At 69.5% G+C, this 13,996-nt stretch carries 11 protein-coding genes; 8 read left to right on the top strand and 3 right to left on the bottom strand.

Translation table 11 applies throughout. The features are described 5' to 3' along the window. Positions 1–88 precede the first annotated feature (88 nt). From ACFWV3_RS37645 to ACFWV3_RS37630, 4 genes are all read left to right on the top strand, one after another. Positions 89–1,798 carry a S8 family serine peptidase gene (locus ACFWV3_RS37645; RefSeq protein ID WP_382418758.1) on the top strand — a complete coding sequence of 570 codons (1,710 nt, stop codon included), beginning with the start codon at positions 89–91 and terminating at the stop codon, positions 1,796–1,798. A 174-nt stretch (positions 1,799–1,972) separates the two neighbouring features. After that, positions 1,973–2,689, top strand: coding sequence for a MerR family transcriptional regulator (locus tag ACFWV3_RS37640; protein WP_382418695.1), 717 nt, complete (start codon positions 1,973–1,975; stop codon positions 2,687–2,689). A 55-nt stretch (positions 2,690–2,744) separates the two neighbouring features. Beyond that, on the top strand, positions 2,745–4,202 hold the full coding sequence (locus ACFWV3_RS37635) for an alpha/beta hydrolase (RefSeq protein WP_382418694.1): 1,458 nt from the start codon (positions 2,745–2,747) through the stop codon (positions 4,200–4,202). 177 nt (positions 4,203–4,379) lie between these two features. Further along, positions 4,380–5,168, top strand: coding sequence for a chitosanase (locus tag ACFWV3_RS37630; protein ID WP_382418693.1), 789 nt, complete (start codon positions 4,380–4,382; stop codon positions 5,166–5,168). A 482-nt stretch (positions 5,169–5,650) separates the two neighbouring features. Here the strand turns inward: ACFWV3_RS37630 and ACFWV3_RS37625 are convergent, their stop codons facing one another. After that, the gene (locus ACFWV3_RS37625) at positions 5,651–8,581 is read right to left on the bottom strand and encodes a glycine--tRNA ligase (protein ID WP_382418757.1); all 2,931 of its coding nucleotides are present in this window, start codon (positions 8,579–8,581) and stop codon (positions 5,651–5,653) included. Between the two features lie 232 nt (positions 8,582–8,813). Continuing rightward, positions 8,814–9,224, bottom strand: coding sequence for a hypothetical protein (locus tag ACFWV3_RS37620; RefSeq protein WP_382418692.1), 411 nt, complete (start codon positions 9,222–9,224; stop codon positions 8,814–8,816). Between ACFWV3_RS37620 and ACFWV3_RS37615 the strand changes: the two genes are divergently transcribed. The 4 genes from ACFWV3_RS37615 (at position 9,223) to ACFWV3_RS37600 (ending at position 13,367) form a co-directional block, all read left to right on the top strand. Next, positions 9,223–10,647: an LCP family protein gene (locus tag ACFWV3_RS37615; protein ID WP_382418691.1), complete on the top strand. Its 1,425-nt coding sequence runs from the start codon at positions 9,223–9,225 to the stop codon at positions 10,645–10,647. The genes ACFWV3_RS37620 and ACFWV3_RS37615 overlap by 2 nt on opposite strands. Before the next feature lie 116 nt (positions 10,648–10,763). Beyond that, on the top strand, positions 10,764–11,249 hold the full coding sequence (locus ACFWV3_RS37610) for a helix-turn-helix domain-containing protein (RefSeq protein ID WP_382418690.1): 486 nt from the start codon (positions 10,764–10,766) through the stop codon (positions 11,247–11,249). 170 nt (positions 11,250–11,419) lie between these two features. Beyond that, a complete protein-coding gene (locus tag ACFWV3_RS37605) occupies positions 11,420–12,667 on the top strand; it encodes a MurT ligase domain-containing protein (protein ID WP_382418689.1) in 1,248 nt (415 codons plus the stop codon). Next, a complete protein-coding gene (locus ACFWV3_RS37600) occupies positions 12,660–13,367 on the top strand; it encodes a type 1 glutamine amidotransferase (RefSeq protein WP_382418688.1) in 708 nt (235 codons plus the stop codon). The genes ACFWV3_RS37605 and ACFWV3_RS37600 overlap by 8 nt, the downstream gene beginning before the upstream one ends. On the opposite strand, the gene ACFWV3_RS37595 is transcribed toward ACFWV3_RS37600, so the two are convergent. Then, positions 13,351–13,926, bottom strand: a complete 576-nt coding sequence (locus ACFWV3_RS37595) for a TetR/AcrR family transcriptional regulator (protein ID WP_382418756.1) — start codon at positions 13,924–13,926, stop codon at positions 13,351–13,353. The two genes, ACFWV3_RS37600 and ACFWV3_RS37595, sit on opposite strands and share 17 nt — an antisense overlap. Positions 13,927–13,996 lie beyond the last annotated feature (70 nt).

Raw genomic sequence — 13,996 nt, 5'->3', positions numbered from 1 at the left:
TTGGGCGGCATCGGGGTCCGTCCGGTGTGTTGGATCCAGCCCTGACCGGGTGTGAGGAGACAGCTAGGTGAGAACGCGCAGAACCGTGATGGCGGTGGTGGCGACGGTGTCGCTGGTCGCCGCGGGTACGTCGGCTGCGGGGGCAGCGCCGGCCTCGGCCTCGGGGCAGCAGAAGGACACGGAGTACACCGTTCTGCTGGAGGCCCCCGGCAACCGCGACTTCGCGATCGACGCCGTGCAGAGGGCGGGCGGCGAGGTCGTGCGGAGCAACGACGCCGTCGGCCTGCTGACCGTCAAGGCGCCCGCGAACGGGTTCGTCGAGAAGGTCTCGGCTTCGAGCGAGATCGTCGGCGCGGCCAGGGCCAAGCCAATCGGCCACTCCCCCGCGGCGAAGGCCGAGAAGGCCAAGCGGGAGAACGTCGAGAAGGAGAACAAGGCGGCGCAGCCCAACAAGGCTCCGGCGCCGGCGCAGTCGACCGCGGGCATGGACCCGCTCGACGGCGACCTGTGGGGCCTGAACCTGGTGCGCTCCAACATCGCGCGTGCCAAGCAGGCCGGTGACAAGCGCGTGTACGTCGGCATCCTCGACACCGGTGTGGACGGTTCGCACCCGGACATCGCGCCGAACTTCAACAACGAGCTCTCGCGCAACTTCACCGTCGACATCCCGAACGACGCCGACGGTGGCGTGTTCGACGGCCCGTGCGAGTTCCGCGGTTGTGTCGACCCGGCCAACTGGGACGACGGCGGCCACGGCACGCACGTCGCGGGCACGATCGGCGCCGCCGCCAACGGCTTCGGCATCTCCGGTGTCGCGCCGAACGTGTCGCTGGTCAACATCCGCGGCGGCCAGGACGCGGGCTCGTTCTTCCTGCAGCCCGTCGTCGACGCCCTCACCTACGGCGCCGACATCGGCCTCGACGTCATCAACATGTCGTTCTACGTCGACCCGTGGTACATGAACTGCGCCAACGACCCCACGGCCTCGGCCGAGGAGCAGCTGGAGCAGCGCACGATCATCGCGTCCGTGCAGCGCGCGCTGAACTACGCGCACCGCAAGGGCGTCACGCTGATCGGTGCCGCCGGCAACAACCACGAGGACCTGGGCAAGCCCCGCCAGGACACGCAGAGCCCGAACTACCCGCCGGGCCACAACCGTCCTCGCCCCGTCGACAACGCCACCTGCCTCACGCTGCCCACCGAGGGCAACCACGTGATCTCGGTGTCGGCTCTCGGCCCGTCGACCGGCAAGGCCGACTACTCGAACTACGGCGTCGAGCAGACCGCGATCTCGGCTCCCGGCGGCTACTTCCGCGACGGCCTCGGCACGCCGTGGTACCGCACCAACGAGAACCTGATCCTGTCCACCTACCCGCGCAACGTCGCTCTCGCCGAGGGCGCGATCGACGAGGCCGGCAACATCACGCCCGACGGCCTGGCCGCCGGCGTGAAGAAGGCCGTGCAGGGCGACAAGGTCGGCTACTACCAGTACCTGCAGGGCACCTCGATGGCCGCCCCGCACGCCACCGGTGTCGCCGCGCTGATCGTCAGCCAGTACGGCAAGAAGGACAAGGGCCGTCCCGGCCTGACCCTCGACCCCGACAAGGTCGAGAAGGTGCTCTACAAGACGGCGATCCAGCGCGCCTGCCCGAACCCGCGCACCGTGTCGTACGTCGACGTCGGCCGCACGCCGGAGTTCGACGCCACCTGCGAGGGTGACGCGAAGTTCAACGGCTTCTACGGTCACGGCATCGTGGACGCCTACGGCGCCGTCACCCGCGGTGGTCAGTTCCTGTAAGTCCCAACTGGACAGCAATCGGCTCCCGGTCGTCGCGACCGGGAGCCTTTTGTTTGCGACGAAAGTAGACCGTGGCACTCACCTTCGTCTGAACCCTTCCTCCCCGGCTTGACCGTGCCGCAGCGGCATGGTTTCAACTGGATCTCGTCCAACCGAGAGCGGAGAGGAGACGTCGTGGGGTGGAGCACCAGCCAGCTGGCCGATCTCGCCGGCACGACGTTGCGCACGATCCGGCACTACCACGACGTGGGTCTGCTGCCCGAGCCCGAACGCAAGGCGAACGGCTACAAGAGCTACGGCGTGACGCACCTCGTGCGGGTGCTGAGGATCAAGCGCCTCACCGACCTCGGGTTGTCGCTCGCGCAGATCGCCGATCTCGGTGACGAGGACGAGCATCCGGGCGAGGCGTTGCGCGAGCTCGACGCCGAACTGGCGGCGACGGTCGAACGGCTGCAACGGGTGCGCCGCGAGATCGCGGTGATCCTGCGGCAGGAGTCGCCGACCGACCTGCCGCCGGAGATCGCGGCCACGCTCGCGAACACCGACCTGTCACCGCAGGATCGCGCGTTCACCGTCGTGATGGCCCAGCTGCTCACGCCGGAGGCGCTGTCCTCGTACGCCGAGGCGCTGAAGACCTACGCGAAGGTGCCGGTGCTGGTCGAGTTCGACGAGCTGCCAGCGGACGCGGACGAGGAGACCCGGCAGGACCTGGCCGACCGCATGCGCGTGGACCCGGTGGTGCGGGAGATGCAGGCCGCGTTCCCGGATCCGACGCGCATGCGCGGTGCTTCGCCGCACAGCGAGAAGTTCGTGGCGCAGACGATCGTCAAGACGATCGCCGATCTCTACAACAAGGCCCAGCTGGACGTTCTCGTCCGCATGAACGGCTGACGTTTCCACAGTTCTGGCGCACCGCGAGGGTGCGTCGTCGGGGAGGTATTTGCTAATGCGAAAAACGTTGTCGCTGGCCGCGGTGGTCACCGCGGCGGCAGCGCTGGTGATCACGCCGGGGGTGTCGTCGGCGGCGCCGGCCGTGGAGGTCAAGTGGGCGGCTTGCCCGGCCGACGTGGCACTGGAGGGCCTGGAGTGCGGGACGCTCAGCGTGCCGCTCGACTACCGCAAGCCCGAGGGCCGCAAGACCGAGGTGATGATCTCTCGGCTGGCCAGCAAGAACCCGGAGAAGCGCAAGGGCATCCTGCTGACCAACCCCGGCGGGCCGAGCGAGGGCCTCACGTTCCCGTTCGTGCTCAAGGCGCTGGGACTGCCCCAGAGCGTGCAGGACGCGTACGACATCATCGGCATGGACCCGCGCGGGATCGGCTACAGCTCACCGTCCACGTGCGACATGTCCGAGGAGCAGATGGCGGACGGCAGCGTGCCGCCGTACGCCAACAACTCCGCCGAGGTGCGCCAGCGCGCCGCCGAGGTGAAGCAGATCGCCGAGCAGTGCCTCAGGTCGTCGTCGGCCGAAGCACTGCCGTACAACACGACCGCGAACATCGCGCGTGACCTGGACGCGGTCCGCGGGGCGCTGGGCGAGAAGAAGGCGTCGTTCCTCGGATACTCGTACGGCTCGTACCTGGGTTCGGTGTACGCCACGCTGTTCCCGAGGACGGCCGACCGCGTCGTGATCGACAGCAACCTGCCGAAGACCGGCTGGGACGTCGAGGGCGGCCGGCTGATGGGCCGCGGCGTCGAGGACACGTTCCCCGACTTCGCGAAGTGGGCGGCGGCGCACCCCGAGCACAACCTCGGCACCACGCCGCAGCAGGTGCGCGCCAAGTTCTTCGACCTGGCCGCACGACTCGACAAGCAGCCCTCAGTGGAGGGCATCGACGGCAGGCTGTTCCGGTTCGGCACCTTCACCGCCCTCTACTCCACGACTGACGAGTCCTTCTCGAAGCTCGCGGCCTCGTGGAAGGCCTTCGACACCGGCCAGCCGCAGCCGCCGCAGGAGTACCCGGAGTTCCCGCGCGTCCAGGCCCTGCTGGCGGGCCGCCTGAACGTGATCTGCGGCGACTCGCAGTGGCCGTCGTCCGTCGGCACCTACGAGCGCAACGTGGCGGTCGACCGCCTCCGCCACCCGATGTTCGGCGCGGCGGCAGCGAACATCCAGCCGTGCGCGTTCTGGCCGAAGCCGGTCGAGAAGCAGGTCCTGCCGTCCGACAAGGGCCCGCGCAACGTGCTGCTGGTGCAGAACGAGCGCGACCCCGCGACGCCACTGGCCGGCGCCCTCACGACCCGCCGCGCGTTCGGTGACCGTGCCGCCATCCTGACGGTCGACCAGGGCGGCCACGGCGCGTACGTGATCGGCAAGAACAAGTGCGCCAACGACAAGGTCACCGAGTACCTGCTCGGCGGCCAGCGCCCGAACGACACGAAGTGCGCGGCCGAGACCCACTAGCCGCACACCGATCCGGCGGAAGCGTTTGCACTGCAAGCGTTTCCGCCGGATCGTGCTCTACGACACTTATGTCCGTTTCGCGAATTAGTAAAGACTCTTGCCAATAAAGGTCTGAACCCCTTACCGTGGGTTCCACGCCGCCCGGGACCCCACATCCCTGCCCCGGAGGGAAAATTCGTGAAACTCACTGGTCGCATCGCGGCCGCACTGCTGACGTGCGCCGCGCTCATCACCACCACCGTCGGGACCGCCTCGGCGGCCAACCTCGACGACCCCACGCTCAAGGACATCGCGATGCAGATCGTGTCGAGCGCGGAAAACTCCTCGACGGACTGGAAAGCTCAGTTCGGCTACATCGAGGACATCGACGACGGCCGCGGCTACACGGCCGGCATCATCGGCTTCTGCAGCGGCACCGGCGACATGCTCGACCTGGTGGAGCTCTACAAGACCCGCAAACCCGGCAACGTGCTGGAGAAGTACCTCCCCGCACTGCGCAAGGTGGACGGCACCGACTCGCACTCGGGCCTCGACCCCAACTACACCAAGGACTGGAAGACCGCGGCCAAGGACTCCGTCTTCAAGGCGGCTCAGGAGTCCGAACGCGACCGCGTGTACTTCAACCCGGCAGTGGCACAGGGCAAGGCCGACGGCGTACGAGCCCTGGGCCAGTTCGCCTACTACGACGCGATCGTCGTGCACGGCGACGGCGGCGACAAGACGAGCTTCAGCAACATCCGCAAGCGCGCCCTGGGCAAGGCCAAGCCCCCGTCACAGGGCGGCAACGAAACCACGTGGCTGAACGCCTTCATGGACGCCCGTGTGTGGGCGATGAAGCAGGAAGCGGCCCACGAGGACGTCTCCCGCATCGAAACGGCCCAGCGCGTGTGGCTGAAGGCGGGCAACTTCGACCTGAAGACGCCGCTGAAGTGGAAGGTGTACGGCGACAGCTTCGAGATCAAGTGATCAGCTGACGCCGGAACGAACGGGAGGGCGCCCTTGCAGGGGACGCCCTCCTCTTCGTTTCCAGACACAAACGCACGTCGCACCCCTCGCGCGCCACACGCCAACGGCGAAGCCGAGGCCCCAAGCGATGCCGAAGGCGAGCAGTAACAACCCCCCACGCACTCGCGACCGCGATGCCGAAGGCGAGCCGTGCAGACCTTGCGCCGATGGGTAGCGGTGCACCCACTCGTGGTTTGGCGATTGGGGCTTGACTTTGGGTGCGAGGTGCTACCACTTGTGGATCGGCCGGGTGCGAAGCATCCGGCCTTTTCCGGCCGAACCAGCGCCTCGCAAGGGCCCCGAAGTCAAGCCCCAATCGCGGATCGTCGCGGAGCGGCGATGAACCCAGGTCTTCGTCCGAGGTGCACGCCCACGCTGGAACAGGCACCAGACCGCAATAGGCGACCACGCCGGAACTCGCACAGCGACCACGCCGGAACGCCCTACAACTGAGTCCAATCCAGCACCGGCGCAGCGAAGTCCCGAATGGACGCCAACAGCCCCAACCGAGCAGCCTTGACCTTCTCGTCCTCAGCCATCACCAACACCTCGTCGAAGAACGTGTTGACAGGCCCGGTCAACCCTTCAGCAGCACCAACGAACGCCGCCAGCCCGACAACATCCCGCGGCACGCCGTCGAACGCCGAGTGCAACGCCACCTCAGCCGGCTCGACCAACACCGAAGCGTCGTAAGAGCCCTCAACAGACGCAGGCACGATCCGCCGAACCCGCTGCAACGCAGCCACCAACGCGTCGAACGACTCGTCACCAGCCAACGCTTCCAACTGCGAAAGCGTCTCATCCGCCAACACAGGCGAATCCGCCAACGGCAACACGGCCTGAACGAACCGGTGCTCATGCCCGGCATCGAGCAACGCCTGCTCGTACCGCCGCACCGCGAACTCCCGAGCCGTCTCCAACGCCTCGGCCGACACCTCGAGCCCCTCAGCGGCCAACGACAACGCCACCGGCAACGTGATCGCCCGAAGGTCCGGGAACGCCCGCAACACCGTCACCGCGCCGAGAGCCGCCCGCCGCAACCCGAACGGGTCCGACGACCCGGTCGGCTGCGCACCGATCCCGAACAACCCGGCCAGCAGGTCGAACCGGTCCGCCAGCGACAACAACGCCCCTGGCACCGACGACGGCAGCGCGTCACCGGCGGAGCGCGGCAGCTCCATCTCCCACAGCGCCAACGCCACCTCGGACGTCTCCCCGGCACGGGCCGCGTACTCCCGCGCCATCACACCGGCGAGCGACGACAGCTCGATCACCATCTGCGAGCCGAGGTCGAACTTCGCCAGCGCACCGGCGCGGTCCAGCGTCTCCCGGTCCACGTCGACCACGGAGGCGAACCGCCCGGCCAAGGACGCGATACGACCCGCACGGTCCGCCATCGACCCCAGCTTGTCCGCGAACGTCAGCTTCGCGAGCCCGGCCTTCATCTCCTCCAGCGGCGTCTTGAGGTCCGCCCGCCAGAAGAACGCCGCGTCCTCGTACCGCGCCCGCAGCACGGCCTCGTTGCCCGCGCGGACCAGGTCCGCGTCGACGGACCCGTTCGCCACGGCCACGAAGTGCGGCAGCAACGCGCCGTCGGCCGACCGGACCGGCAGGTACCGCTGGTGCTTGCGCATCACGGTGGTGAGGATCTGCGCCGGCAGCTCCAGGTACCGCTCCTCGAACGACCCGAGGATCGGCGTCGGCCACTCGACCAGGTTCGTCACCTCGTCCAGCAGCCCGTCGACCTCGACGACACCGCCGACCGACGCCGCGAGCTCCTGCGCCGCGGCGACGATCGCGGCCGACCGCGCGGAGGCGTCGGCCTGGATCCCGTGCGAGGACAGGAACTCCAGGTAACCGTCCGCGGTGGACACCTCGACGACCGGCTCGGACGCCGTGCGGTGCACGCGGGTCGAGGTGCCGGACTCCAGCGACGACACCGCCACCGGCACGGGGGTCGAGCCGAGCAGCGCGAGCAGCCAGCGGATCGGCCGCGTGAACGACAGCTTCGGGTCGTTCCACTTCATGTTCTTCTCGGCGCGCAGGTCCGACACGACCTCGGCCAGCAGCCCGCTGAGCACCTCGACGGCACCGCGACCGGCGTCGGTCTTGGTCAGCGCCACGAACTCGACGCCGTTCTCGGCGACGCGGCCCAGCGCGGAGACCTCGACGCCCTGGCCGCGCGCGAAGCCCTGCACGGCCTTGGTGGGGTTGCCGTCGCCGTCGAACGCGGCGGACACGCGCGGACCACGGACCGTGCGCTCGGCATCGGGCTCACTCGGCGCCATGGCGGGCACCTGCACGATGATCCGGCGTGGAGTGCCATGCACCGTCACCGAACCGTGCGTCAGCCGCGTCGCCCCCAGCTTCGACGAGACCGCCTCGCGCACGGCGTCGACCGTCCGCAGCACCTCGTGCGGCGGCAGTTCCTCGGTGCCGATCTCGAACAGCAGCGTGGCCGGCGCGACGACGTCGGCGAACGACGACGGCGCGGCAGCCGGAGCGGGCGACGCGGCCACGCCGAGCGGGTGCCCGAGCTCGGCCCTGCGCTCCGCCCACAGCCCGGCGACCTCGCGCGCCAGGCCGCGCATCCGGCCGAACGCACGGGCGCGCTCGGTCGTCGAGATCGAGCCGCGCGCGTCCAGCACGTTGAAGATGTGCGAGCACTTCAGCACGAAGCTGTGCGCCGGCACGGGCAGGCGCGCGTCGAGCATGCGGCGGGCCTCGGCGGCGAACTCCTCGAAGAGGCGCTTGTTCGCCTCCACGTCCGCGTCGTCGAGGTAGTACCGCGACATCTCGTACTCGGCCTGGCCGAACGCCTCGCCGTAGGAGATGCCGGGCGCGTAGGCGATCTTCTTGAAGTGATCGACGCCCTGCAGCGCCATCATGATCCGCTCGATGCCGTAGGTGATCTCCACCGACACCGGGTCGAGCGTCATGCCGCCGGCCTGCTGGAAGTACGTGAACTGGGTGATCTCCAGGCCGTCGAGCCAGACCTCCCAGCCGAGGCCCCACGCGCCGAGCGCCGGCGAGGCCCAGTTGTCCTCGACGAACCGGACGTCGTGCGCGCGCACGTCGATGCCCAGCGCCTCCAGCGAGCCGAGGTAGAGCTCCTGCGGGTCGCCGGGGTCGGGCTTGAGGATCACCTGGAACTGGGTGTGGGTCTGCAGCCGGTTCGGGTTCTCGCCGTAACGGGCGTCGTCGGGCCGCACGGACGGCTCCACGTACGCGACGCGCCACGGCTCCGGACCCAGCACCCTCAGCACGGTGGCCGGGTTGAGCGTTCCCGCCCCGACCTCGGTGTTGAACGGCTGCACCACGATGCAACCTCGGTCGGTCCAGTACTTCGTCAGCGCGAGCAGCGCGTCCTGCATCGTCAACACGGCGACGAGTCTACGAAACAGACAAAACCCCTGGTCACGGGCCCTGGATCGAGCGCCCTCCGACACTGTGTCACGCTTTGCACAACCGGGTGGCGTTCCCGCGCGTCTACTCGGTGTACCCGGAAGTAGCGAGAGGAGTGGGTGTGGACAACCGGCCGCCGCGGCCAGGAGAACCGAACGGAACTCCCAGGCGACCCTCCGCCACCCCGCGTTCCCAGGCGGGTCAACCCCGCCGCCCGCAGGTACCACCGCGTGGCTCCGAGCCCCCGCGCCGCGACCCCCGCAAGTCGGATCCGCCCAGGCGGGAGCCCCAGAGAGAGTCCCAGAAGCGGGACGAGCCGCCGCGCCGCGAACCCCCGAAGCGGGACGCCGTTCCGCCGAAGCGGGACACGTCGAGCCGCAGCGAGTCCCCGAGGCGCTCACCGAGCCGCGGCGAACCACCCCGCCGCACCCCGGCGCGCACGGGTGAGCGCAACACCCCGGCCAGTCCCCGCTCGCTGGCGGACCGCCCGACGGTCCGCACCACCCCGGCGAAGGTGAAGTCGCCGGCACCGAGGCCGCGACCGAGGCCCGCCGCCGCCCGCCGCCCGGTCAAGAGCGGTGCCGGGATCGGCGCCAAGATCTTCGTCAGCATGGTCTCCGCGGCGATCCTCGTGGTCACCGGCGTCGCGTGGCAGAACCTGACCGCGCTGACCGACGGCCTCACCAAGCAGGACCTGAACCTCGCGGACGCGGGCGAGCGCCCCGCCGACGGCGCGATCGACATCCTGCTCGTCGGCATGGACAGCCGCACCGACTCCAAGGGCAACCCGCTGCCGCAGAACATCCTGAACGAGCTGCAGGCGGGCGGCAGCGACGACGGCGGGTTCAACACCGACACGCTCATCCTCCTGCACATCCCGAACGACAGCGGCAAGGCCTACGCCGTGTCGTTCCCGCGCGACTCCTACGTGCGGATCGCGGGCGGCTACGGGCGACACAAGATCAACTCAGCCTACGGCTTCGCCAAGAACGACGCGGCCGAGAAGCTCCAGGGCAGCGGCAAGAGCCCGCAGGACGTCGAGATGGAGTCGCGCAAGGCCGGCGCGAACAACCTGATCCAGACGATCCAGGACCTCACCGGCAGCAACATCGACCACTACGCCGAGGTCAACCTGGTCGGCTTCTACGACATCACGAAGGCCATCGGCGGCATCGACGTCTGCCTGAACGAGAACGTCCGCGACAGCTTCTCCGGCGCGAACTTCAAGGCGGGCCCGCAGACCATCGAGGGCAAGAACGCCCTCGCGTTCGTCCGGCAGCGCCACGGCCTGCCGCTGGGCGACCTCGACCGCGTCGTGCGCCAGCAGGTCTTCATGGCGGGCCTCGCGAAGAAGATGCTGTCGGCGGGCGTGCTCACCGACAGCACCAAGCGCAACGACATGATCAAGGCCGTCAGCGGCGCGATCGTGCTCGACGACGGCTGGGACATCACCAAGTTCGCCCTGCAGATGAAGGACATGACGGGCGGCAACATGACGTTCCAGACGATCCCGACGGGCAACCCCGACCTGAAGACGCCGGAGGACGGGTCCGCGGTCGAGGTGGACGAGTCCGAGGTGCGCGCGTTCGTCAAGAACCTCGGCAAGGCCCCGGCGTCCTCGACCCCGCCGGACCCGAAGTTCGACAACTCGACGGTGACCGTCGACGTCCGCAACGCCTCCGGTGTCCCCGGCCTGGCGGCCCAGGTCCAGCAGTCCCTGGTCGCGAAGGGCTTCAAGGCGGGCCCGACGGGCAACGCCGAGGCGATGAAGAAGTCGGTCGTCCGCTACGGCAAGGGCGGCGAGGCGGGCGCCAACGCCGTCCAGGGCGCCCTGGGTGGCATGAACATCGAGGAGGACGTGAACATCCCCGCCGGGACGGCCCGCGTCTTCCTCGGCTCGGACTACTCGGGCCCCGGCGCCCAGGGCTTCGCGGCCTCCCCGCCGCTCAACCTGGACGGTGCGCGGCAGCAGCCCGCACCCGACCCGAACGCACCCAAACCCATCACCGCCGACGGCGTGCGCTGCGTGAACTGATACCCAGAGTAGAGAAGTATCGCCCATTCGGGGGATAATCCGGGCAAGTTGCGTAAGCGACGAAGAACTTGCGCCTTCCATCACCGTGAGACCCGCTCACGGGGTGGAGGACCAGAGTGCAAACTGCGACAGGCCAAATCGACACAGCGGCGTACCAGCGCGTGCTCGGTGATGAGATCCGCAGCCTTCGCAAGCAACGCGGGTGGACCCGCAAGGAGCTCAACCGGCGGCTGCAGACGGAGATCTCGCTGCAGACGCTGGCCACCTACGAGCTGGGCACCCGCCAATGCTCGGTCGTGCGCTTGGTGGAGATCTGCCACGCCCTGGACGTTCCGGCACACGAAGTCCTCGCTCGTGTGCACGAACGCTTCTTCGGCGACGCTCCCGCCGGCCACCTGACGCTCAGCCTCGCGGCGGTCGCCGTGACGGACAACCCGCGCCTGCTGCCGCTCAAGCGGTGGGCGACCGGACGGCTGCACGCGCTCGCGCCAGGTGTCTCGCCCGAGGTCCACCTGGACCTGCCGGCGTTGGAGAACATGGCACAGCTGTGCCAGTTGCCGACGGTGGAACTGATCCGCACCTTGCGCGCCCTGAGTCGGTAGGACGGCCCGCGCGAACCGGGAACGAGGCTCCACCAGACGGCGCCGGCTCTCCGCCGTCGAGCCCGCCCGGACCCCGCGCGCACCGAGCCGGTAGTTGTACCGAACCCCGTTCACACCAACGCAACGACCGCCCACGAGGCACAACTCCGCCCGCCGGTAGAGTCGCCAGGGTGAACGATTCCCCCGCCCGCCTCCCCCTGCGGACCGCAGCCGCCGTGAAGCTGGGCAACCTGAGCTCCACGTTGTCGCAGAAGATGGGCCTCGGCGCCGGTGGCATGATCGGCGGCCGGGTCGCGCTGAAGCTCGACCCGCAGGCCCTCAACCGCCTCACCCAGGGCCGCAGGGTCGCCGTCGTGACGGGCACCAACGGCAAGACCACCAGCACGATGATGCTGGCGCGGGCCGTGGGCGCGCTGGGCGAGGTCGCCACGAACCACAGCGGCGCGAACATGCCCGACGGCCACGTCACGGCGCTCTCGAAGCAGCCCGACGCGCCGTACGCGGTGCTGGAGTGCGACGAGGCCTACTTCCCCGCCGTCGCGGGCGCCAGCACCCCGTCCGTCGCCGTGATCCTGAACCTGAGCCGCGACCAGCTCGACCGCGTCGGCGAGGTCCGCACCATCGAGCGCTCGCTGCGCGACGCGATCTCGAAGCTGCAGGACTGCACGATCATCGCCAACTGCGACGACGTGATGGTCACCAGCGCGGCCTGGAACGCGCCGAAGGTCGTCTGGGTCGCCACCGGCACCGGCTGGCACCACGACTCGGCGAGCTGCCCCCGCTGCGGCAACCCGATCCGCTGGCAGGGCGAGCACTGGCACTGCACGGGCTGCGACCTCGCGCGCCCGCACCCGAACTGGATCACCGCCGACGAGGCGATGATCACGCCGGACCACCAGAAGCTCGAGCTGCGCCTCACGCTGCCCGGCAAGTTCAACCAGGCCAACGCCGTCATGGCGTCCGCCGCCGCCCACGCCATGGGCGTGCCGACCGAGGAGGCCGTGCGCAGGCTGCGCGGCGTCTCCAACGTCAGCGGCCGCTACCGCACGATCCAGCGCAACGGCCGCAGCGCGCGCCTGCTGCTCAGCAAGAACCCGGCGGGCTGGAGCGAGACCCTCACGGTCGTCAAGGAGGCCAACCACCCGGCCGTCCTGGTGATCAACGCCCAGGAGGCCGACGGCCGCGACCTGAGCTGGCTGTGGGACGTCCCGTTCGAACGGCTGCAGGGCCGCACGGTCATCGCGTCCGGCGAGCGCGCGACCGACCTCGCCGTCCGCCTGACCTACGCCGAGGTCGAGCACACGATCGTGCCCGACCCGTTGAAGGCCGTCGACCAGATGCCGCAGGGCGCGGTCGAGGTCATCGCCAACTACACCGCGTTCCGCGACTTGAATGCCAGGGCTGCCGCTGATGAGTGAGTCGACTGTCCAGATCGCGCTCGTGCTGCCGGATCTCCTCGGCACGTACGGCGACTTCGGCAACGCCGTGGTGCTGCAGAAGCGCATGGCGTGGCGCGGGATCAAGGCCGAGATCGTGCCGATCAACTACGGCGAGCCGGTGCCGGACTCGTGCGACATCTACGTCGTGGGCGGTGGTGAGGACACCGCGCAGACGCTGGCGGTGAAGCACCTGCGCGAGCACCCCGGCCTGCAGCGCGCCGTCACGAAGGACGCCGTGGTGCTGGGCGTGTGCGCCGGCATCCAGATCTTCGGCGAGAGCTTCACCCGTGCCGACAACGTCACGCACCCCGGCATGGGGCTGATCGACTCGACGTCCCACGCGGGCGGCAGCCGGGCGATCGGCGAGGTGCTCGCGGAGCCCGCCGACGGGCTGTTCGAGGGCGTGCTGACGGGGTTCGAGAACCACCAGGGCCGCACGGTGCTGGGCCCGGCCGCGCGCCCGCTCGCGCACGTCAAGGTGGGCACCGGCAACGACGGCAGCGTCGAGGGCGCGGTGCAGGGCAAGATCGTGTGCACCTACCTGCACGGTCCGGTGCTGCCCCGCAACCCGGCGCTCGCGGACATGCTGATCGAGTGGGCCACGGGCACGAAGGTCGGCCCGCTGGACCTGCCCGCGGTCACCGCCATGCGCGCGGAGCGGGTCAGGGCAGCGAGCTGACCTTCAGCAGCCGCCCGGCCACACCCGGCCAGATCACGTTCATCACGTAGTCGGTCGCGAGCGCGGGCCCCACCGAGGGCCTGCGCTCCGTCCACACCGCCAGGCGTTCCGTCGCACCGACGACGATCTCCGCGAACGCCTCGGCCTCCAGCGGGTCGATGTCCGGCGAGAACGACGCCAGGACGGCCCCGATCATGTCCGTCTGCTGCTGCCGGATGCCTTCGACCTCTTCCTGCGCGGACGGCACGGCCACGGCCGCCTCCTGCCGCAGCAGTGCCCACGACCGGCGGTGCTCGTCGATGAACTCGAAGAACGCGAGCAGCCCCAGGCGCAGGAACTCCTCCGGGCCCGTCGCGCCCGCGATCGCCGCCGCCGTCTTCTCGCGCAGCTCCGTGCGCGCGCGGTGGATGCAGCCGATGAGCAGGCCCTCCTTCGAGCCGAAGTACTCGTAGAGCATCGGCTTCGAGACGCCGACGCGTTCGGCGATCTCGTCCATCGACGTGGCCAGGTACCCCTGCTCGGCGAAGATCTCCTCCGCGACCGTGAGCATCTGGGCCATGCGCTGGGCCTTGGGCATGCGGCGCCGCGGAGCAGTCACGAACGGAGTCTACCGCTCGTAACTTACTCGG

This window comes from Lentzea sp. NPDC059081, assembly GCF_042738015.1.
Taxonomy (GTDB): domain Bacteria; phylum Actinomycetota; class Actinomycetes; order Mycobacteriales; family Pseudonocardiaceae; genus Lentzea.
Note: the sequence above shows the minus strand (reverse complement) of the source record. Positions and strands in the feature narration are given on the sequence as shown.

Coding starts and splice junctions, on each gene's coding strand:
- ACFWV3_RS37645 (WP_382418758.1), top strand. CDS start 89: ATGGCGGTGGTGGCGACGGTGTCGCTGGTCGCCGCGGGTACGTCGGCT.
- ACFWV3_RS37635 (WP_382418694.1), top strand. CDS start 2,745: ATGCGAAAAACGTTGTCGCTGGCCGCGGTGGTCACCGCGGCGGCAGCG.
- ACFWV3_RS37625 (WP_382418757.1), bottom strand. CDS start 8,581: ATGCAGGACGCGCTGCTCGCGCTGACGAAGTACTGGACCGACCGAGGT.
- ACFWV3_RS37615 (WP_382418691.1), top strand. CDS start 9,223: ATGGTCTCCGCGGCGATCCTCGTGGTCACCGGCGTCGCGTGGCAGAAC.
- ACFWV3_RS37620 (WP_382418692.1), bottom strand. CDS start 9,224: ATGCTGACGAAGATCTTGGCGCCGATCCCGGCACCGCTCTTGACCGGG.
- ACFWV3_RS37600 (WP_382418688.1), top strand. CDS start 12,660: ATGAGTGAGTCGACTGTCCAGATCGCGCTCGTGCTGCCGGATCTCCTC.
- ACFWV3_RS37595 (WP_382418756.1), bottom strand. CDS start 13,926: ATGGCCCAGATGCTCACGGTCGCGGAGGAGATCTTCGCCGAGCAGGGG.